The sequence below is a fragment of the Mycobacterium sp. AZCC_0083 genome (genome assembly GCF_014202335.1).
In the GTDB taxonomy this organism is placed as follows: domain Bacteria; phylum Actinomycetota; class Actinomycetes; order Mycobacteriales; family Mycobacteriaceae; genus Mycobacterium.
In genome coordinates this window covers 196,282-215,051 of the sequence record NZ_JACHGP010000011.1, presented here as the reverse complement: position 1 = coordinate 215,051, position 18,770 = coordinate 196,282, and the positions used below count along the sequence as shown (strand labels likewise).

The window sequence follows — 18,770 nt, the reverse complement described above, 5'->3', positions numbered from 1 at the left end:
CCAACATGAACCCGAGCATGCGAGCCAAAGTCGCGTCCCGCGTCGACACGCCGACGACGCCATCCCCCGTGAACAAGGACCGGGCAGGCCGGATCGAGCAGTACGGCGTGGAGTACATCCCCGAAGACGAGCGCCGATCGTCACCGCGAAACCTCGGCAACATCCTGTTCGGCGGTTCACTGACGTTCAGCGTGATCATCATCGGCTGGTTCCCCGTCAGTTTCGGACTGAGCTGGTGGCAGGCGGCGAGCGCGGTCGTCGTCGGCTCCGCGATCGGCGCCGCACTCCTGGCGCCGACCGGACTGATGGGTCCGCGCAGCGGCACCAACAATCCGGTGTCGTCCGGCGCGTTCTTCGGTGTCGCAGGACGGCTCATCGGATCGATCCTGGAGGCGTCCGCATCGGTAGCCTTTGCGGCGCTGAGTATCTGGACTGGCGGCGACGCCCTCGCTGGCGCCCTCACTCGTTATCTCGGCTTCACCGACACCGGTCCCGTCCGGCTGATCGCCTACGGAATCCTCTCGGTGGTCGTAACGGTGGTCTCGGTGCTCGGACATTCGAGCATGGTGTTCTGTCAGAAGATCATGATTCCCACCGCAGGGGCGTGCCTCATCGTCGGATTGTTGGTCTACGGCCCACATTTCGACCCGAGTTACCCGGGGACGGGCACCTACGCCCTCGGCTCGCTGTCGGCGGCGTGGTTGTTGTCGGCCCTGTTGTGCGCCTCGACGGTGGCGTCCTACGGCCCGTACGCAGGTGACTGGACTCGGCACATCTCCCCCAAACTGCATCCGGACGGATCGATCCTGCGGGCGCTGTTCTTCGGCGGCATGTTCGGTATGGGCGGCCCGTTCATGTGGGGTGTGTTCACATCGGTGGTGTTGTACTCCAACGCGATTCCCGATGCCGATACCTCGTACGTACTGGCATTGGTGAACGCCGCACCACTATGGTTCATCCCGGCCCTGATCTACGTCGGGCTTGCCTCTGGCATGGCGCAGGCCGTGATCAACACCTACGGAACGGGTTTGGACACCTCGGCAATAATCCCGAAGCTCAACCGGGTGCAGGCCACGCTGCTGGCCTGCCTCATCGCCACCGTCCTGGTGTACATCGGACACTTCTACTCGGCGATCGCAGGCGGGGTTGCGGTGTTCCTCGCGCTACTGGCCTGCTCGTCGATCCCCTGGATCGTCATCTTGACCATCGGTCACTTTCACCGGCGCGGCTACTACCACACCGACGATCTGCAGGTGTTCAACCGAGGCGAGAAGGGCGGTGTGTACTGGTTCACCGCCGGCCTCAACTACGTCGGCGTCGGAGTGTGGGGCATCGCATTCGCCTGCGGGCTGCTGTTCACCAACAATGGGTGGTTCACCTCGCCCGGCGCCAGACTGCTCGGCGGACTCGACACCGGATTCCTCGTCGCAGGCATCGTCGCCGCCATCCTCTATCCCGTGACCCTGCGGGTCTTTCCCGAGCCAGCCGAGCTGTTCGCCCCGCGCCGATCCGACCCGTCGACGCGGCGGGTCTGACGATGGTCACTGCGCTGCGTTCTGACATCATGGAACGGCAGGTCATAGAGGAGGTCGAGGTGGCTGTCACCATCCGCGACGTCGCCGCGGCCGCCGGGGTCTCCCTCACCACCGTCTCCCACGCCCTGAGCAACCAGGGCCGGATCGGTGAACGAACACGCCAACGCGTGCTCGAAGTCGCCACCGAACTCGGGTACCAGGCCAACGTCCACGCCCAGCAACTGGTCACCAACAAGAGCCGCACGCTGGCGATTCAGATCGCCCCGTTCGACTCGACCAGCCAATCGAGCATGCTGATCCCGAATTCCGAGTACTTCCTCGAGGTGCTCAACGGCGCATCAGAGGAAGCGGGCAAACGTGGCTACGCCCTGGTGCTCACCCCGCCAGGCATCGCACCCGCCGCCATCAACGCCTTCGCCGTCGATGGCGCCATCATCGTCGACCCCCACGGCGACGAGGGCCTGCTGGACCCGAGCTGGGTCAAGGCGCACCCGGTGGTCACCGCGGGCCGCACGGCAGGGGTGAACCCGAACCGCTACGTCGTCGACAACGACCACCGCGCCGCGGCACTAGTTGCGCTGGAACACCTTTGGGCCCAGGGCTATCGCCGTCCTGCAGCGATGATCACCGACCGCGCCCGGTCCTACACCCGCGACGTCATCGATGCCTACACCACGTTCGCGCAGACCCACGGCATCCCGGTGCGCACCGTGGAGACCGGCACCGGAGACTCCGCGAAGGCCGCGTTGCGCACCCTGCTTTCCGAAACCGACCCGCCCGACGCGATCTATGCGGGCTCGGAGGACATCGCGCTCGACGTGCTGCACGAGGCAAGCGCGCTTGGGCTGGATCTACCGCGCGATCTGGGTCTGTGCAGCTGCGTCGACAGCAGCATCTTCAGCCTCACCACCCCCGAGGTGACCGGCATCGTCTGCCACCCCAGGACCATTGGCGGCATCGCCGTCTCACTGCTCATCGACCTGGTCGAGGGCCGCAAGCCCGCCCAAGACGCCGTCGTCGTGCCCACCGAGTTGAACATCCGCCGATCAACGCTGCGCGGCGGCGCATCCGCCTGACGGCCAACCCACCACAGCCCCTTGCCGCCAGGTGAAAAAACCTTTTATCATGGAGAACAGAATGAAGACACTGGTCATCAGCGCAAGCGCCAGGGACGACGGCAACTCCGACCTGCTCGCCCGTGCCGCCGTCGACGGCGCCCGCTCGGCCGGCCACGACGTCGAACACGTCTACCTCGCCGACTACGTCGAGCGGATGCTCGACAACTGCAGGCGATGCCGGCGCGTGTCCGATCGCCTCTGCTCCCTCGATGATCGCTACGCCGAACTCCTCCTGGAGAAGATGCTGCCCGCCGACGGCATCGTCTACTCCATGCCGCTGTACTTCTACGGAATGCCGGGCCGGCTCAAGACCGTGTTCGACCGCCTGTTCTGCTACACCGCCAACAGTGCACCCCAGCAGGAGCTGGTCATCGACGGCATCATGAACAAGAAGGTGGCCGTGCTGATCTCCTGCGAGGAGAGCTACCAGGGCGCCACCGTTGGCGTGGTAGCTCAGTTCCAGGAGTTGGCGCGCTACCTCAACCAAGACCTCGTCGGCGTGGTCGTCGGCAGGGCCAACAGCCGCGGTGAAATCGCGCTGGATCCAGGCGATCCCGTCTCCGCTGCCAGTCGCCTCACCGAGCGGCTCTACGACACCCGCGTCACCGACTACCGCCTCGACACCGTGCGATCCAACAAGGTCTGGGAACACCTCCGGTCGGTGCCACCGGTTGCCGACGCCGAGACGGACCTCTCCATCGGCGGCGCCCGGTAATCAGCGGAGACTCCACCGCAGCCGTGGTCGCTTGCTCGGCAGCCCCGCCCGGCATCACGGGATCTGACGCGCCGATGAAACACCCAGCATCTACTGTGTGAACAGTTGGTAGCCATCCGGCGTACGCGATCTCGTCGTCCCATGGCTTCGAGGAGGCATCGTTATCGGCAAGTACGTCGGCTACGTCCATGGCGACGACCGACTCCACGGCTTTCTCGCCGGCATCGCCCGCGATCAGCTCGGTGTTCATGGGCCGACGCCGGCCTTTCGCGCGTTCAGGCTGCGCGGCAGCAACGAGGTCTACGCCTACGAGGAGAAGTACAGTCACGCCAGGATCATCTGCAAGTTCTACGGCCCAAGATTCGGCTGGGACCGCGACCGCGCTGCCGGAGTCGCCTACCGGGAGTATGAAGGCCTGCAACGACTGCGCGGCTACGACCTGGTCGGCTCCCCGCACCATGTGATCCGTCCGCTCGGCATCGATCCGGACATCAACTGCGTTCTGGCGCTGGAGTTCTACGCCGGAGAGCAGTTCAGCCAGGCGATCTCGCGGTCCATTCACGAGCGCGACGACGCCCATCTGTTCTGGCGACTCAAGGCCTTGGGCTATTTCCTTGCCACGCAACACAATCGGACAGCGAACGGCAGATCCGTCGACTTCGACGCCGACTGCACCTATTTCGAGCAGCTGGTAGCCCAGCTGCAACGCAGGCGGCGGATCGGGATATGGGATACCGACGAACTGCTGTGGCTCCAGGGCCTGTGGCGGGATCGTCCCACGATGTGGCAGGACCGACAGGTATGGCTGCACGGGGACGCCACACCTGCCAACTTTCTCTTCGGGCACGGCCTGGACGTGGCCGCAATCGACCTGGAGCGGATGAAGCGCGGCGATCGGATGTTCGATGTCGGCCGGGTCGCCGGCGAACTGCAACACGCGTTCATGGCCGCCACGGGGGACAGTCGGCGCGCCGAGCCATTCATCGGTCACTTCCTGTGGGAGTACAGCTGCCACTTCCCAGACCGGCAAGGCGCGTTCGCATCGATGACCTCGCGGTTGCCGTACTACATGGCGCTCAATCTGCTGCGCGTCGCCCGCAACGACTACATTTCCCCGGAGTACGGCGCGAAACTGGTCCGCAAGGCCAAGCGCCTGCTCCAGGCCTGCTAGCGCTTCACCAGACGAGAGGGTGCACCCGCATCATGGATGTCGCCGCGATCGCCTTCGACGTCAACGGCACGTTGATCGAGATCCGCACCGAGGACGATCGCGAGGACGCCTTCCGCGCGGTCGGGCACTTCCTGACCTATCAGGGCATCGATCTGCGCCGCCACCAGATCCGCGACCTGTACTTCCAGCGCCTCAAGGACCAACAACGCGAAAGCGCCGAGCAGTACCCGGAATTCGATGCGGTGCGGATCTGGCGGTCCATCATCGAGGACCACGCCAGCGACTACACCAGGGCCAAGGCGCCCGAACGGCTCACGCAGCTGCCACTGACGTTGGCCGAGATCTACCGCGGCGTGACGCGCCGGAAACTCAAACTGTACCCCCACGTCCGGTCGACGCTCAAAAAACTGCGCGAGCGCTTTCCCCTTGCGATTGTTAGTGACGGGCAGAGCAGCTACGCCCGCGGCGAACTGCACAAGGTCGGTCTGACGGAGTACTTCGACCCCATCGTCGTCTCCGGTGACCACGGCTTCCGAAAGCCCGATCCGCGGCTTTTCCAGCTCGCGCTCGACGGGATGGGGATACCGGCCGAGAAGGCCCTCTACGTCGGCAACGACATGCATCGCGACATCTACGGGGCGCGCGAGATCGGGATGGGCACAGTCATGTTCGACTCCGATCAGGGCACCAAGCACCACGAGGACTGCGTGCCCGACCACCGGATCACCGATTTCCGCGACCTGCTGGACATCGCCGGTATCTAGGCGTCCGGATCTTCCAGCCGCCCCGGCATCCTGGCAGCACCTCCAATTCGCCCGGTAGCGGTAACGAACGGATACCAGCTAGCACCCATCTCGAATGGCCGTCAGCCGTGGTGACGTCGACGTGCCTCGTGCGCAACCCTTGTGACACGGCCGAATCCGGCCACCCCGCGACCAGGAGGGACGCCATGAGAGCAGCGATCAAGTACGCCGCACCGTGGCTGGCCGCGGCCGCCATTGGAGCAGCGGTTGCCCTATCCCCCGCCGCCAGCGCCGCTTCCGGCCACACGCCCGTCACACCGACTCCGTCGGTCCATGGTTCGACCGCACCATCCGCGCCCGCACAGCCCTTCCAGACTGGAGAAGATCCGCTGGTGCCGACGGGTGTCGACCCCTACGTCCCTGCCTACCCCGGCATGGGCCGGCCCTTCTGAGAGCCAGCGACGTGGACTTGGGGGTGACCGGTACCCGCAACCGGGCATGGCCGGGGCGGTTGTTGGATCGCATCCGCACGCTGGAGGCCGAGCCCGAGGACGCAGTCCCCCAGCCGTCGGAAACCGAAGACGAGGAGCAGGTCCTAGCCAGGGCCGGGATCTTTCAGGGTGTGCCGCCGACGGCCGTGTCCGCACTCATCAAGCATCTGCGGCGCGCCGAATTTCCGCCAGGGCGAACGATACTCGCGCAAGGGGAACCCGGCGATTACCTGTACATCATCATCGCGGGCAGGGTCAAGATCGGGCGGCGCGCTGCCGACGGCGGTGAGAGCCTGCTGACGATCATGGGACCGTCGGACATGTTCGGTGAGCTGTCGATCTTCGATCCGGGGCCGCGCACCCTGAGCGCAACTGCCATCACCCAGGTGCACGCGGTGACGATGGATCGCGAGGCGTTACTGGGATGGATCGCCGACCGACCGGAGATCGCCGTGCAGCTGCTGCGCGTCCTGGCCCGACGGCTGCGGCGCACCAACGACGACCTGGCCGACCTCATCTTCACCGACGTCGCGGGTCGCGTCGCCAAACGGCTGCTCCAGCTGGCGCAGCGTTTCGGCGTCCAGGAGGACGGCGCCATGCGCGTCACACACGGCCTGACCCTCGACGAGATCGCGCAGCTGGCAGGAGCCGCACCGGAGACCGTGGACAAGGCGTTACGCGACTTCACCACTCGCGGATGGATTCGGATGCAAGGCAAGACCGTGGTGATCACCGACTCCGAGGGCCTGGCCGGGCGAGCGCACTAAACGATCGCGCGTGGGTGCTGGCAGGCATCCGTTGACTCCTGTTGGCGTCAGGTGCGGATTGGCATCAGCCGTGACGACACCCGTTCGGGGGACCGCAATCCTGGAAGCAAGCCCCAACCGGGGCCTCACCTCGTGAAGGAGGATCGAACATGCGAACCAAAGTCAAGGCAATCACACTCCTGCTGGCGGCAGGTGCTGGCGCCGTTGCGATCTCCTTTGCGCCGATAGCGGCTGCCGATACGCCGGGTTGCAACGCCGTCGGCCCGAACACCGTATGTCAGACCCCCGGCAACGTCCAGATCAATGATTCCGCGCCCATTCAGTACGCGCCGGAATACCCCGAGTTCGGCATCATGGGCTACCCCATGACCGCCGGCCATCGATAAGCGTCGCTGACTCACGACGTCAATGCCGTGTTCCCCAACACGAGAAGCGAGAAGGAAGTCATGACTACGGACCTGGTGATCGCCGACAACGGTGGCGGGGATGCGATCGACACTGTCATCCCAGCACCGATGACCGATGTGGCCGAGTACGGATTCGAGGGGCGATTCGACCATTGGGCCGACGACGCTCGATACTTCGAGTATTCGAAGGCGGCGAACCCCATCGGATCGGGGCACACGTCAGCGGTCCCGATCACATCCTTTGGTCGAGAACTGTATGCCGAAGGCCCCACCCGAATAGTCCCACTGGATCTTTCGAACGAACTCGACCTGAGCGACGGCCCCGCCACCAGCCCGGCACTGGTCGCGAACTTCATGCGCATTCAGTGGGGCGAGCAGGTCGAGACGAGCCCAAATGCCACCTCCCAGCTGTACTACGTCATCAGCGGACACGGGGTCAGTGCCGTCAACGGCCGGCTCGTGCACTGGGAGGAGGGCGACTTCCTGACGATGCCCGCCGCCACCCGTGCCACGTTCCGTGCCGAAACCGACGCGACGCTGTACTGGGTGCACGACGAGCCGCTGCTGCGCCATCTGGGGGCGCGAGCTACCGAACCGCGTTTTCGCGCAACGAAATTCCGGCGGGCCGACGTGGTCGCTCACCTGGATCAGATCGCATCGCGGCCTGACGCAAACGACAAGAGCAGGGTGAGCGTTCTGTTGGCCAACGCCGCTCAGGAGCAGACGCTGACCATCACCCACGTGTTGTGGGCGATGTTCGGTCTGTTGCCGCCGAATCAGGAACAGCGTCCGCATCGTCATCAGTCGGTGGCGCTCGATCTGATTCTCGACGCCAAGCCAGGGTGCTACACCCTGCTGGGCACCCATTTGGACGAGCGGGGCAACATCGTCGAGCCGACCCGCGTCGACTGGGAGGCGGGAGGCGCGTTCGTCACGCCACCGGGCCTTTGGCACGCTCACTTCAACGAGTCCGCCGCTCCAGCGCACCTGATTCCGATTCAGGACGCCGGACTGCAGACCTACTTGCGGAGCCTGGACATCCGCTTCTCCGACCGCCGGTGACGGGCACCCCTCAAGTGCGGAAGACTTTCAGATCCTCGACTCCACTGGGGTGCAGTCGCTAGGCTCCGTCTTCACGAGCTGGACGGCGAATGGGGACGCTGATGAGACCTGGTACTGAGCTCGCGGCCATTCACCCGGCTGTCGAAGCAGGGGTGAACAACCAGGACATCGACGGCCTCGTAGCGCTGTACGCGGAAGACGCCAGCATGGTCCTCGCCGACGGGACCATCGTCACCGGGTTGTCCGCCATCCGCGAGCAGTGGTCGGGGCTTCTCGCGATGAACGGCCACATGACGGTCCGCAGTCGCTATGCAATCGCCACCGGGGACCTCGCAGTGCTGAGCAACGAATGGACGTTCGAGGTGGACGGAGAACGGATGTCCTCGGTGACGGCTGAGGTGGCACGGCGCCAGCCCGAGGGTTGGCTCTACGTCGTCGATCATCCGTTCGCCGGTTCGGAACCCGAAGAACTGGCCGCGATCGCAGCCTCGATGGGCACCACCGATACCTGAGCCCGACGAGCTAACGGTCAGCGTGACTCGAGGAAGGTGATCACGGCGAGGACGCGGCGGTGGGCGTCGTCGGTTGCCGGAAGGTCCAGCTTGCTCAGAATGCTGCTGACGTGTTTGGCCACCGTGCCCTCGGTGACCCAAATTCGATGGGCGATACCGGCATTCGAGAGGCCCTCGGCCATCAGCGCCAACACTTCAAGCTCTCGCGCGCTCAGCGCGGAGAGTGGGTCGGCGCGTCTGCCGACCGACACCAGCTCGGAAACCAACGCCGGATCCACCACCGACGCCCCCTTGGCTACGCGCTGCAGGGTGTCGACGAAGTCGGCGACATCGGTGACCCGAGACTTCAACAGGTAGCCAATGCTGTGTCCACTGCCGAGCAGCTCCATCGCCTGCTCGACGTCGACGTGGGCAGAGAGCACCAAGATGGCGGTGTCGGGCAGTTCCGCGCGGATCACCCGCGCCGCGTCGAGTCCCTCGCTGGCGTTGCTCGGTGGCATCCGGATGTCGGTGACGACCAACTCCGGTGTCGTGGCCCGCACCATAGACACCAGCTCGGGGCCGTCGCCAGCTTGTCCGACAACCTCGAAACCGGACTGACTCAGTAGGCTGACCAAACCCTCGCGAAGCAAGACGTCGTCCTCGGCCACGACCACGCGGACCGGAGCCGTCGCAAGCTGATTACTCACTGCAGCGCAGCGGGATCGTCGCGACCAGTGACGTGCCGTCGCCGACCGGGCTGGACACCAGCAGGCGTCCGCCGAGCGCCTCGACACGGTCTCGAAGACCGATGAGTCCGGATCCCCCACGTGAATCTGCCCCGCCCGCCCCGTCGTCGCGAATGCACAGGCGCAAGTCAGTGCCATCGGTATCGACCTTCACCGTCACCTCGGAGGCCTGCGCATGCTTGGCAGCGTTGGTCAGCGATTCCGCAACGACGTAGTACGCGGCGACCTCAGCGGAGTCGGGCAGCCGGCCCTCCACGCCGAGATCGAGCGCGACGGGAACGGTCGAGCGGCGAGCAAGTGTCTTGAGCGCAGGTGCCAACCCACCTCGCGACAGGACCGCGGGATGAATGCCGCGGGAGATGTCCTGGAGGTCCTTGGAGACGTCCACCAAACCGTCGACCATCTCCGACATCTGCACTCGAAGCGACTCGAGTTCGGTTGGCACAGCGGATTCTGCGGCCCGCAGTTTGAGGCCCAGCGAGACCAGCCGCTGTTGGGCGCCGTCGTGCAGATCGCGTTCGAACCGACGTCTGGCCTCATCGCCTGCGGAAACGATCCGCGCGCGAGACGCGGTGAGCTGAGCGCGGGTCTCGGCGTTGGCAATCGCGGTCGCCACCAGATCTGCGAAGTCCCCGAGCCGCGACTCGGTGTCGGCAGGCAACCGATCGCAGTGCGGCGTACCGACAATGGCAGCACCCCACAAGCGTCCGTCCACGACGATCGGCGCCCCGGCGCCCGATTCGATGCCGACCGCACGAACCATCGCCGCAGCCGGACCTGACGCATCGTCGTGGCTGTCCAAGCGTGCGGAGCGGCCTGTACGAAAGACCATCGCCGCGACGTTCTCGCCTTCGGGCGGAAACCTCGTGCCAAGCGGCATCTCCGGCTGACGATCGTCGTAAGTGGCTAGCAGGATGGAGCCGCCGTCGGCATCGAACCGGACGAGCGTCGAGTGAGGCACACCCAGGCAGCGCGCCAGCTCACCGGCCACCGCGCAGAACACCTCGGACGGGGTGGCGCCGCGAGCGACCAATGTCGCGACCCGTCGCAATGAGGACTGCAGTTCTGCGAGCGCCCGAAGTTGGTCACGGCTGCGCTCGGCCTCGCCGCGACGCAGATCCGCCTCGACCGCCCGCGTCCGCACCAGAGACGCCAGCGTGTTCGCCACCAAGGCCACCATCACGAAGACGCCTACCACCGTCCAATCGTCGGCGCCAAAGTCGAACGGGCCCGGCCAACCTCGGAAGTAATCGAAGGCGAGAGCGCTGGCCACCGAGGTCGCCGTTGCGAGCCCGAATCCCCACACCGTGGCCACCACCAGGACACCGAGCAGGTACACGGTGCCGAACGCATCGCCAGGAGCGACATGCATGCACAAGAGGACGGCACCCGTCTCCGCCACGATGAACGAGACGGCGACCACCAGTCCCAGCCATACGGGCGGGGTCGTCGGGCGAAGCAGCAGAGTGATCAGGCGGGCGCGCATCGGTAGCCGACCTAGTTCTTCATCATCGTGGCCGGCGCCGACGGCGACATCCGCCGCGCGTGACGGCGAGCGAACCGGCGTCGAGGTGCTCCGCAGTTCGTCGCCGGTTCGGACCGATCGCTCAGGACTTGACCGCACATGTGAGCGTAATTCTCGAAGATGTGGAGTTCCTGGGAACGAACGCCGCTCGGCGTCGTCACCGTGGAGCACCCACCATCTGACCGATGCCGTAGGTGACGACCATTGCAACCGCTCCACCGAGCACGACGCGAAGGATCGCACGAGTCTTGGGAGCGCCGCTGAGGGCGCTACTGACCGTTCCGGTCAACGCCAGTGCCAACAACACCGAGACGAATGCGACGGGGACGCGGGCGCTGGCCGGCGGGAGCAGGATCGCGATGAGCGGAATGACCGCTCCGGCGGTGAATGCGACGGCGGATGACAAGGCGGCCTGCCAGGGGTTGGACAGATCGTCGGGGTCGATGCCCAATTCCACGTCGAGATGGGCAGCGAGGGCGTCGTGTTCAGTGAGTTCCTCAGCGACCGCGCGTGCGGTCCGTTCGCTCAGACCCTTCGCCGCGTAAAGCCCAGCCAGTTCCCGCAGTTCGGCCTCGGGGGTGTCGCGAAGTTCCTGGCGTTCCTGCTCTAACAGGGCCTGCTGACTATCCCGTTGCGTGCTGACCGAGACGTATTCGCCGAGGGCCATCGACACTGCTCCGGCGACCAGGCCGGCCATACCGGCGGTGAAGATCACCTCCCTGGCTGTGGTAGCCCCCGCAACGCCTACCACCAGGCCAGCGGTGGACACGATGCCGTCGTTGGCCCCAAGGACCCCGGCGCGCAACCAGTTCAGTCGGCCTGCCACGTTGAGTGCGTGCGGTTCCGTCGCGGGATGCTCAGCACCGCTGTGCAATTCGATATCGCTCGTCGTCATGGCATGCCAACCGTCGGGCGCGTACCTGGCGGTGACGCGGCCGTGACGGCCAACGTGGTGGTCGTCACGTCGTCTGCTCCAATCCGTCGTCCTACGCTTGCCATGTTCGCGGTCGAACCGCCCGATGTCGCCACCGCTGACACCAGTTACTGGCTCCTGTCAGCAGTACTCTCGGCGTTGCTGCCAGCTGTAAATGCGCAGCGTGTCGCCTCCTGCTGCGCGATGGGGCCGTGCCCATTGCAGCTGGCCGGTATATGGGAGGTGGGGATGGCGGGGGTCGGTAGATGGGCACCAGCCTCGAAGACGCAGCCCGCCGTCGTGGTGATCGTAGAAGCCATGCAAATAACCACGCAAGAACCCGCAGTCGGTGGCGTCACCGGCGACACAGCAGCCGACGCAGTGATCGGTCCCCGGCCAATTGTGAAGTACGCCGTCGAGGCGATCGGAACCTTCTTTCTTGTCTTCACCGTCGGCGCCGCCGTCGGAAGCGGAAGCACGCTCGCGCCGTTGGGCATCGGGGCGGTCCTGATGGTGATGATCTACGCAGGCGCTCACCTCTCCGGCGGTCACTACAACCCGGCGGTGACCATCGCCGTCCTGGTGCGTGGGCGGATCACCTTCCACGAGGCAGCCGGCTACTGGGTCGCGCAGCTCGGTGGAGGACTACTCGCCGCGGCGGTGGTACACACGGTCATCGATCCGGCCCACGCGGCGGTCGGCTCGACGTTGTTGCTGAACGACCGAACGATGTTGGCGGCGTTCGTCGTTGAGCTGCTGTTTACCTTCGCCCTGTGCTACGTAGTGCTCAACGTGGCCACCAGCAAGGACCACCGGGACAATTCGTTCTACGGCCTGGCGATCGGATTCACCGTCGTGGCAGGCGCGGTCGCGGTCGGAGCCATCTCTGGCGGTGCCTTCAATCCGGCGGTGACGCTCGGGGCCGCCGTGATGGGCATGTTCGCCTGGTCGACGCTGTGGGTATATCCGGTCGCGCAGGTGCTCGCCGGGATTGCCGCAGGACTCGTGTTCCGCGCACTCAACCGGGCAGACCGATGAGCCGCCTGATGGCGGGGGCCGGGTCGCTGAGCTGCCGCCTGTCCAGGTCTACGGCCAGCGTGCCCGAATTGGCCACCATCGTCGCCGCCGGCCCGTTCGACGATCTCGAGCATGCCCAACAACTGGCCGCGATGTTCACCCGCGTGCAGCAGACGTGCCAGACACGAATGGTGTTGCTAGGCGAGGGGGCGCGTCGCAGCCTCGTCGTCAGGCGCGCGGCCGAGCGCAGGCTGCAGACACGATTGGTTCTTGTCGACGACTGCGCCGGGCCGCAGCGGTCGGATCTGCTCGCCACCGCGGACCTCGTGATTCCAAGTCCCGCGTCGACGTTGAGCGCGCTTGAGGAGACGATGGCCGCAGGCCGAGCCGTCGTGGCATCCGCCAGTCCTGCCACCGCTCAACTGGTCATGCCCTACAGCGCCGGACTGCTCTACGCGCCCGGTGACATCTCGGCGATGACCGCCGCGGTGGTGCGGCTGCTGGTACATCCCGAACTGCGCGACCAAATGGGCATCCGAGCAAGCCACGTCGCGCGGGATCACCGTTTGCAGCTGCTCAGCCGGCAGTGGCCGGACGACCTGAAGAAGTATGCCTAAGAGTTGACCTGTTGTGGGTCATGCAGCGCCAATCAGCCTGGGGGCTGGTTGTTTTCGGCTGGTCCCGCGACGTCCAGGCTTTTGGGCTGGTCTGTTCGGGGGTGCGCCGGGTGCTGCTCGTTCAGCAGAGGCCACCGGGTGGTGGCTGCCGGTCCTGGCCGATCCGTCATCGGGTGATGGTGGTGGCTGGTGCCGGTTGACTGAACCCTCCCACTCTTGCTGGGAGACCAGCCCATCGCCCACGGCGCCCGGCCAAGCCATCAACCACAGCCTCCAAACCATCGCGGGACCCTGGAACTTCCAGACTCACAATTAATTACGGGTCAACTCTGAGCCTCAGGTCGTCCGAGCCAGTCCTGGAACGCGCCTTCGACTACTTTCACAACGCAGACGTGGACCTGGGCAACCGCGTCCAGGGGGGCGTCCGGGCCGGGTAGTCCGATTCATTGAGCCGAAGGGGAACTGCGATCCGAGTATCGGAAGCGGCGTAGCCGACATTGCCTGTCAGCGGGCCTCGAGGAATGCGACAACCGCGAGGACGCGGCGGTGGCCGTCGCCGGTCTCTGGGAGGTCCAGTTTACTGAGGATGCTGCGGACATGCTTTTCCACAGTGCCCTCGGTGACCCAGATCCGTTGGGCGATACCGGCGTTGGACCGCCCCTCCGCCATCAAGGCCAGCACGTCCCGCTCCCGCGCGCTGAGCACGGCGAGTGGGTCATTGCGCCTGCGGGCCGACACCAGTTCCTGTACCAGCGCGGGGTCCACCACCGATGCCCCCTTGACGATCCGCCCCAGCGTGTCAACGAAGTCGGCCACGTCGGTCACCCGGCTCTTCAGCAGATAGCCGACGCTCCGCCCAGTCGCCAGCAGCTCCATCGCGTGCTCGACGTCGACGTGCGCCGACAACACCAGAATGCCGACGCCGGGGAAGTCTTCGCGGATCACCCGGGCTGCGTCGAGCCCTTCGGTGGTGTGGGTCGGCGGCATCCGAATGTCGGTCACCAGGAGCTCAGGGTTTTGGTCACGAACGATCGCGTGCAATTGCGCAGCGTCACTGGCCTGTCCGACGACGTCGAAACCGGAGCGGTCCAACAGGCTGGCCATCCCCTCACGAAGCAGGACGTCGTCCTCGGCCAAGACCACCCGCACCCTTGGCAGGCGGGAAGACACCACATCTGGTTGATCGGTTTGCCGGCGGGCGAGGCCCTGCGCGGTCTCGCCTACGGTCATTGGCCGTTCCTCATCCTGTCTAGATGCTGACGTTGGGTTGGTAGATCCAGCGTGGCGTCGGACACCGTAAGCCACATCACCGCCAACGTCCGTCCTGCTCTACCGGTGCCGGTAATCCGCGAATACCTGCTGGCCGGTAATGAAACCTCAGCGCTGGGTCGATCACGGTGGCGTCGCGCACACCACGACTCGATTCGCGAAATACTTCGCAGTTGATTTCGGTGGCTTCGTGGAGCATTTGGCCGTAGTGCGGAACCGGTGCGTGCCCTAGGACGGAGCGATTCCGGAGATTCGGTAGAACATGTCGACGAGCTGGTCGATGACCTGGTCCATGGTGAGCGGGAGCTGGCCGTCCAACCATGCCACGCCGATCTGTTGCGCGGCTCCGATGAATCCGTACGCGTTGAGGCGCATCTCGTCCGGTGGGGGTAAGGCGTCATCGGCGGCGGCGAAGGCGAACCAGAGTTCGACTGCGCGCGTTGGGAATTCATCGCGGTGTTTCTTGAGCGGACCGGACTGGGACTCGATGCCAAGGAACCGTACGACCCGTGGATCGCTCAACAGGGCGCGCGCGTAGACGGTGAGGGCGGGACGGGGGTCGCGGCCGCCGCCGGCCGCGATCGCGGGAGCTACCGCAGCGACGATGTTTCCGGTGACGTGCTCGAACACCGCATCGACGAGCGTGTCGATCGACGCGAAGTTCTCGTAGAAGTACCGCTTGGTCAGTCCGGCCTCGGCGCAGACGTCCACGATGCCGACCGCCGCGATTCCCCTCGTCCCGAACAGCTCCAGGCCGGCCTCGATCAGCCGCTGACGGCGCGCCTCACGCCGATCGGTGGCACTGACGCCACGGTACGGGCGCGATACGACCGCATCCGACGAGTTCGCTTCCTCCGCCATGATTCCTCACTGTTGACACGCCTGCGTATCAGATATTACTGTACGGCCATATCTGATACGTCACCGAATCAGTTTTAGGAGCCACGGATGACTGAGACGGCAATCCCGCCGTTGGACCCCGACGGGTTGGTCTGGGAGCACTTCGGTCGCCTTCCGGTGCATCGCTTGTCCAATGGGCTGCGCGAGGCGATGTTGCAGAACATGCATCCCGGACTCGCCGCCGGCGTCGAGCATCATTCGGTGTTCTTCGAGGATCCGCTCGCACGCGGTCAACGATCGATCGGGCCGATCATGTCGGTCGTCTACGGCGGACCCACGTCGCACGAGTGGGGAAAACTGGTGCGAGGTTTCCACGGACCCATCAAGGGCGTCGACAAATACGGCCGCCGGTACAGCGCGCTCAACCCCGAGACCTTCTTCTGGGCGCACGCAACGTTCGTCGAGGACATCGTGACGGGACACGAGCTCACCGGCTATCCGCTCTCAGATGCCGACAAAGAGGCCCTCTATCTGGAGTCGGTCGACTGGTATCGCCTCTATGGCGTCAGCATGAAACCCGTCCCGCCGGATTGGGATGCGTTTCAGGAGTACTGGGAGCACATGATCAACGATGTGCTCGAAGACAGCCGCGCCGTCCGTGAAGGCTTTCACATGTACCGGACCATGCCGGCGCCGACCAGCAAGCGCCTGCCCGATCGTGCCAACGCCGTTGTGGGACCACTGATCCTGAAACCGTTCGTGCAGACACCCCTGGTGAAATCGATGCTGTGGATCACCACCGGCGCACTACCACCGATCATCCGCGAACGACTGTGCCTGGACTGGACACGGTTGGACGAATTGCGATATCGCCTGCACCTCAAGGCAGTTCACGAAGCGATCAAGGCGATCCCGACACAGTTCCAATACTTTCCGCTCGCCCGAGACCAGCGAGCCCACTACCGGCGCACCGGGACCGTCGCGCCGCTACCACTGCCAACCCGCAACCCGCATCAAGACCCTTGTACCCATGAGGATTCAGTGCGATGAGTCGAAATAGGACGTTGCGGCAGAAGCTTCCATTCCTTAGGTACTCCTTCGTGCGAGGGGCTCTCGGCGGCCTGAGCGTCTTGCGGACCGGCCAGATGGGTGACGGCCGGGAGGACGCAATGGCCGAGTACGTCATTGCCAACGCGCCGGCGGGCGATGTCGACGCCGCCATCGACGCCATCGACGAATTTGCCTACGACAAGTCGATCCTCATGAACGTCGGCGACGAGAAGGGACAACTGCTCGACGCTGCCGTCAAGCGCGCGAATCCGGAGCTCGCCATGGAACTCGGTGCCTACTGCGGATACAGCGGGCTGCGGATAGCCCGAGCCGCACCGGCTGCCAAGGTGTTCTCGATCGAGAAGTCCGGTGCCAACGCCTCGGTGGCCCGCCGCGTGTGGGAGCACGCCGGCCTCGCTGATCGCGTCACGTGCATCAACGGCACCGTCGATGACGCGACGACGGTCGAGGTTCTCGCCAAGGACTACGGATTCACTGACGGCTGTTTGGATTTCGTGTTCCTCGACCACTGGAAGGACGTGTACCTGGCCGACCTACAGCGCCTGGTCAGCCAGGGCTGGCTGCATCCGGGAACGATCGTGGTCGCCGACAACGTCGGCATCCCCGGCGCACCCAAGTACCGCGCCTACATGAAGGAACAACAAGGCAAGCAGTGGCAAACCATCGAGCACGAGACCCACGTCGAGTATCAGACGCTACTCAAAGACCTGGTTCTGGAGTCGGAGTTCCTGGGCTGACCCGCTGGGCTTGCGGTCGAAAGGTCGATCATCCGGCATGGAATAGGCACGCAGATCCACAGGTACGGAACGGGTACTAGTCAAGGAGAGGATGGTTTGTGGTGGACTCTGAATTGAGCTCGGGCGAGTGGACTTTGGATACCGCGGCGACGTCGATCGGCTTTCAGGCCAAGGCGGCCTTCGGCATGAAGGTGAATGGCCGGTTCGTTCAGTATGACTCGGCGATCACGGTGGGTGCATCGGTGGCTGAATCCGCGGTCTCATCCGTCATATGGACCGACAGCGTGGATACGGGCAGCAAGCTGCGCGACGAGCACCTCGGGGCCGATAACGTGTTTGCCACAGCACGGTTTCCCACCGCGGAGTTCCGCAGCACGTCCATCGTCCAAACGCCCACCGGGCTCAACGTCACCGGCACCCTGCGGGTTCGAGACGTCAGCCGGCCGGTCACCTTCCAGGCGACTCGGTCTGTCACAGCGGGACCACCCCACTACCACGCCACGGTGGTCGTGTCACCGAAGGAGTACGGGATCACCCGGTGGGGCACCACCAAGCCTGTCAAGGTAGTCCTCGACGCCACATTGAAACGAGTCTGACTGGAGCCGGGCCTGTCAGGTTCGCCGTGGCTGTCCCACGTTGCGCCGGATCACTCTCGCCGTCCCGGGGTCGGGTCCTCACCGGCCGATAGCCGAGTAAGCCGGCGCGGCACACATTTTCGATGAACACCATGGCGTTCAGGCCATATCGGTAGTCATTCGCTAGCCGAATGGCAACAGGTATTCACTGAGGGAAATCGAGGTCAGCACCAATGGCAACTGGTGCGGGCCGGGTGACGAAATCAGACTGTGCCGTCGGCCAATCCGGGCAGGAGGATGGCCACCATTCCATCGGCGTGAGCGTCGATCCAGCTGGGATTCTTCGGATCTCGGCCGGTGAGCAGGCGAAATTCGGGTGCGTTCACATACGGCAGTGATGCCGCGCCGATCAACACGTAGTAGAAGACCTCGCTGTCGATGGGGGCGGCGATACCGGCGTCCCGCAGGATCTGCCACCCCGGCCGGATGCCGTCGAAGAACGGCTTCACGTGGGTCTGAGTCATCCACGTCAACCGATCGCTGACCGAGGTGCCCTCGTGCACCATGATCTGGTTCAGCTCGGGGTGTTTGGCCGCGAAGGCCACGAATCGCCGTATCCCATCGGCAAACCCCACAGCGAGCGCCGAGGCATCGATCACGGTCGGGTTCGCGGGTATGGCGCCGTCGAATGTTTTCCACAACAGCCCGAAGAGGTGATCCACCGCGGCCATCCACAGGGCCGTCTTCGATTCGAAGTGATAGTTGATCTGCGGCTGGTGCGCCTGCACGCGCGCCGCGATCGCACGCGTCGACGCGCCGTCGAAGCCCTTCGCCCCGAACTCGACCAACGCCGACTCCAGCAGCGCCTCTCGAATATCGGTCCTGGTCCGGCGAGCGCGGACCTTGGTCGGCGTCGGGGTCTTGCGTTCCATCGTTCGGAGTGTACCCTTATTATCA

Annotated in this window: 21 protein-coding genes; 15 read left to right on the top strand and 6 right to left on the bottom strand. The window is 65.0% G+C overall.

Going from position 1 to position 18,770, the window contains the following annotated elements; genetic code table 11:
- Positions 1 to 17 precede the first annotated feature (17 nt).
- The 10 genes from HNP02_RS26985 (at position 18) to HNP02_RS26940 (ending at position 8,521) form a co-directional block, all read left to right on the top strand.
- On the top strand, positions 18 to 1,535 hold the full coding sequence (locus HNP02_RS26985) for a cytosine permease (protein WP_184443692.1): 1,518 nt from the start codon (positions 18 to 20) through the stop codon (positions 1,533 to 1,535).
- Positions 1,536 to 1,594: 59 nt separating this feature from the next.
- Positions 1,595 to 2,611, top strand: a complete 1,017-nt coding sequence (locus tag HNP02_RS26980; protein ID WP_184443691.1) for a LacI family DNA-binding transcriptional regulator — start codon at positions 1,595 to 1,597, stop codon at positions 2,609 to 2,611.
- Positions 2,612 to 2,672: 61 nt separating this feature from the next.
- Entirely contained in the window at positions 2,673 to 3,368 is a 696-nt protein-coding gene (locus HNP02_RS26975) for a flavodoxin family protein (RefSeq protein WP_184443690.1), read from the top strand.
- 157 nt (positions 3,369 to 3,525) lie between these two features.
- A complete protein-coding gene (locus HNP02_RS26970) occupies positions 3,526 to 4,539 on the top strand; it encodes a phosphotransferase (protein ID WP_184443767.1) in 1,014 nt (337 codons plus the stop codon).
- A gap of 32 nt (positions 4,540 to 4,571) precedes the next feature.
- Positions 4,572 to 5,303 (top strand): HAD family hydrolase, encoded by a 732-nt coding sequence (locus HNP02_RS26965; RefSeq protein WP_184443689.1) that lies wholly within the window; start codon positions 4,572 to 4,574, stop codon positions 5,301 to 5,303.
- A gap of 185 nt (positions 5,304 to 5,488) precedes the next feature.
- Positions 5,489 to 5,734 carry a hypothetical protein gene (locus tag HNP02_RS26960; RefSeq protein WP_184443688.1) on the top strand — a complete coding sequence of 82 codons (246 nt, stop codon included), beginning with the start codon at positions 5,489 to 5,491 and terminating at the stop codon, positions 5,732 to 5,734.
- Between the two features lie 80 nt (positions 5,735 to 5,814).
- A complete protein-coding gene (locus HNP02_RS26955; RefSeq protein WP_184443766.1) occupies positions 5,815 to 6,540 on the top strand; it encodes a Crp/Fnr family transcriptional regulator in 726 nt (241 codons plus the stop codon).
- 149 nt (positions 6,541 to 6,689) lie between these two features.
- Positions 6,690 to 6,926, top strand: coding sequence for a hypothetical protein (locus tag HNP02_RS26950; protein ID WP_184443687.1), 237 nt, complete (start codon positions 6,690 to 6,692; stop codon positions 6,924 to 6,926).
- Between the two features lie 60 nt (positions 6,927 to 6,986).
- Entirely contained in the window at positions 6,987 to 8,009 is a 1,023-nt protein-coding gene (locus HNP02_RS26945) for a cupin domain-containing protein (RefSeq protein ID WP_184443686.1), read from the top strand.
- 101 nt (positions 8,010 to 8,110) lie between these two features.
- Positions 8,111 to 8,521: a nuclear transport factor 2 family protein gene (locus HNP02_RS26940; RefSeq protein ID WP_184443685.1), complete on the top strand. Its 411-nt coding sequence runs from the start codon at positions 8,111 to 8,113 to the stop codon at positions 8,519 to 8,521.
- A 17-nt stretch (positions 8,522 to 8,538) separates the two neighbouring features.
- Here the strand turns inward: HNP02_RS26940 and HNP02_RS26935 are convergent, their stop codons facing one another.
- The 3 genes from HNP02_RS26935 to HNP02_RS26925 form a co-directional block, all read right to left on the bottom strand.
- Entirely contained in the window at positions 8,539 to 9,210 is a 672-nt protein-coding gene (locus HNP02_RS26935; protein WP_184443684.1) for a response regulator transcription factor, read from the bottom strand.
- Positions 9,203 to 10,735: a GAF domain-containing protein gene (locus HNP02_RS26930; RefSeq protein ID WP_184443683.1), complete on the bottom strand. Its 1,533-nt coding sequence runs from the start codon at positions 10,733 to 10,735 to the stop codon at positions 9,203 to 9,205. The genes HNP02_RS26935 and HNP02_RS26930 overlap by 8 nt, the downstream gene beginning before the upstream one ends.
- Positions 10,736 to 10,931: 196 nt before the next feature.
- Positions 10,932 to 11,669, bottom strand: a complete 738-nt coding sequence (locus tag HNP02_RS26925; protein ID WP_184443682.1) for a VIT family protein — start codon at positions 11,667 to 11,669, stop codon at positions 10,932 to 10,934.
- Between the two features lie 402 nt (positions 11,670 to 12,071).
- On the opposite strand from HNP02_RS26925, the gene HNP02_RS44130 reads away from it, so the two are divergent.
- Together HNP02_RS44130 and HNP02_RS26915 are read left to right on the top strand one after the other, a co-directional pair.
- On the top strand, positions 12,072 to 12,725 hold the full coding sequence (locus HNP02_RS44130) for an MIP/aquaporin family protein (RefSeq protein ID WP_375373714.1): 654 nt from the start codon (positions 12,072 to 12,074) through the stop codon (positions 12,723 to 12,725).
- Positions 12,722 to 13,321 carry a glycosyltransferase gene (locus tag HNP02_RS26915; protein WP_221318061.1) on the top strand — a complete coding sequence of 200 codons (600 nt, stop codon included), beginning with the start codon at positions 12,722 to 12,724 and terminating at the stop codon, positions 13,319 to 13,321. Before HNP02_RS44130 ends, HNP02_RS26915 begins: the two co-directional genes overlap by 4 nt.
- 504 nt (positions 13,322 to 13,825) lie before the next feature.
- Here HNP02_RS26915 and HNP02_RS26910 read toward each other — a convergent pair.
- Positions 13,826 to 14,551: a response regulator transcription factor gene (locus HNP02_RS26910; protein WP_184443680.1), complete on the bottom strand. Its 726-nt coding sequence runs from the start codon at positions 14,549 to 14,551 to the stop codon at positions 13,826 to 13,828.
- Between the two features lie 267 nt (positions 14,552 to 14,818).
- Entirely contained in the window at positions 14,819 to 15,451 is a 633-nt protein-coding gene (locus HNP02_RS26905) for a TetR/AcrR family transcriptional regulator (protein ID WP_184443679.1), read from the bottom strand.
- Positions 15,452 to 15,538: 87 nt separating this feature from the next.
- On the opposite strand from HNP02_RS26905, the gene HNP02_RS26900 reads away from it, so the two are divergent.
- The 3 genes from HNP02_RS26900 to HNP02_RS26890 all read left to right on the top strand — a co-directional run bounded on the left by HNP02_RS26900 (position 15,539) and on the right by HNP02_RS26890 (position 17,834).
- A complete protein-coding gene (locus HNP02_RS26900) occupies positions 15,539 to 16,480 on the top strand; it encodes an oxygenase MpaB family protein (protein WP_184443678.1) in 942 nt (313 codons plus the stop codon).
- Positions 16,477 to 17,238: an O-methyltransferase gene (locus tag HNP02_RS26895; RefSeq protein ID WP_184443677.1), complete on the top strand. Its 762-nt coding sequence runs from the start codon at positions 16,477 to 16,479 to the stop codon at positions 17,236 to 17,238. Before HNP02_RS26900 ends, HNP02_RS26895 begins: the two co-directional genes overlap by 4 nt.
- Positions 17,239 to 17,339: 101 nt before the next feature.
- On the top strand, positions 17,340 to 17,834 hold the full coding sequence (locus tag HNP02_RS26890) for a YceI family protein (protein ID WP_184443676.1): 495 nt from the start codon (positions 17,340 to 17,342) through the stop codon (positions 17,832 to 17,834).
- 242 nt (positions 17,835 to 18,076) lie between these two features.
- On the opposite strand, the gene HNP02_RS26885 is transcribed toward HNP02_RS26890, so the two are convergent.
- Positions 18,077 to 18,745, bottom strand: a complete 669-nt coding sequence (locus tag HNP02_RS26885) for a TetR/AcrR family transcriptional regulator (protein ID WP_184443675.1) — start codon at positions 18,743 to 18,745, stop codon at positions 18,077 to 18,079.
- Positions 18,746 to 18,770: the final 25 nt, after the last annotated feature.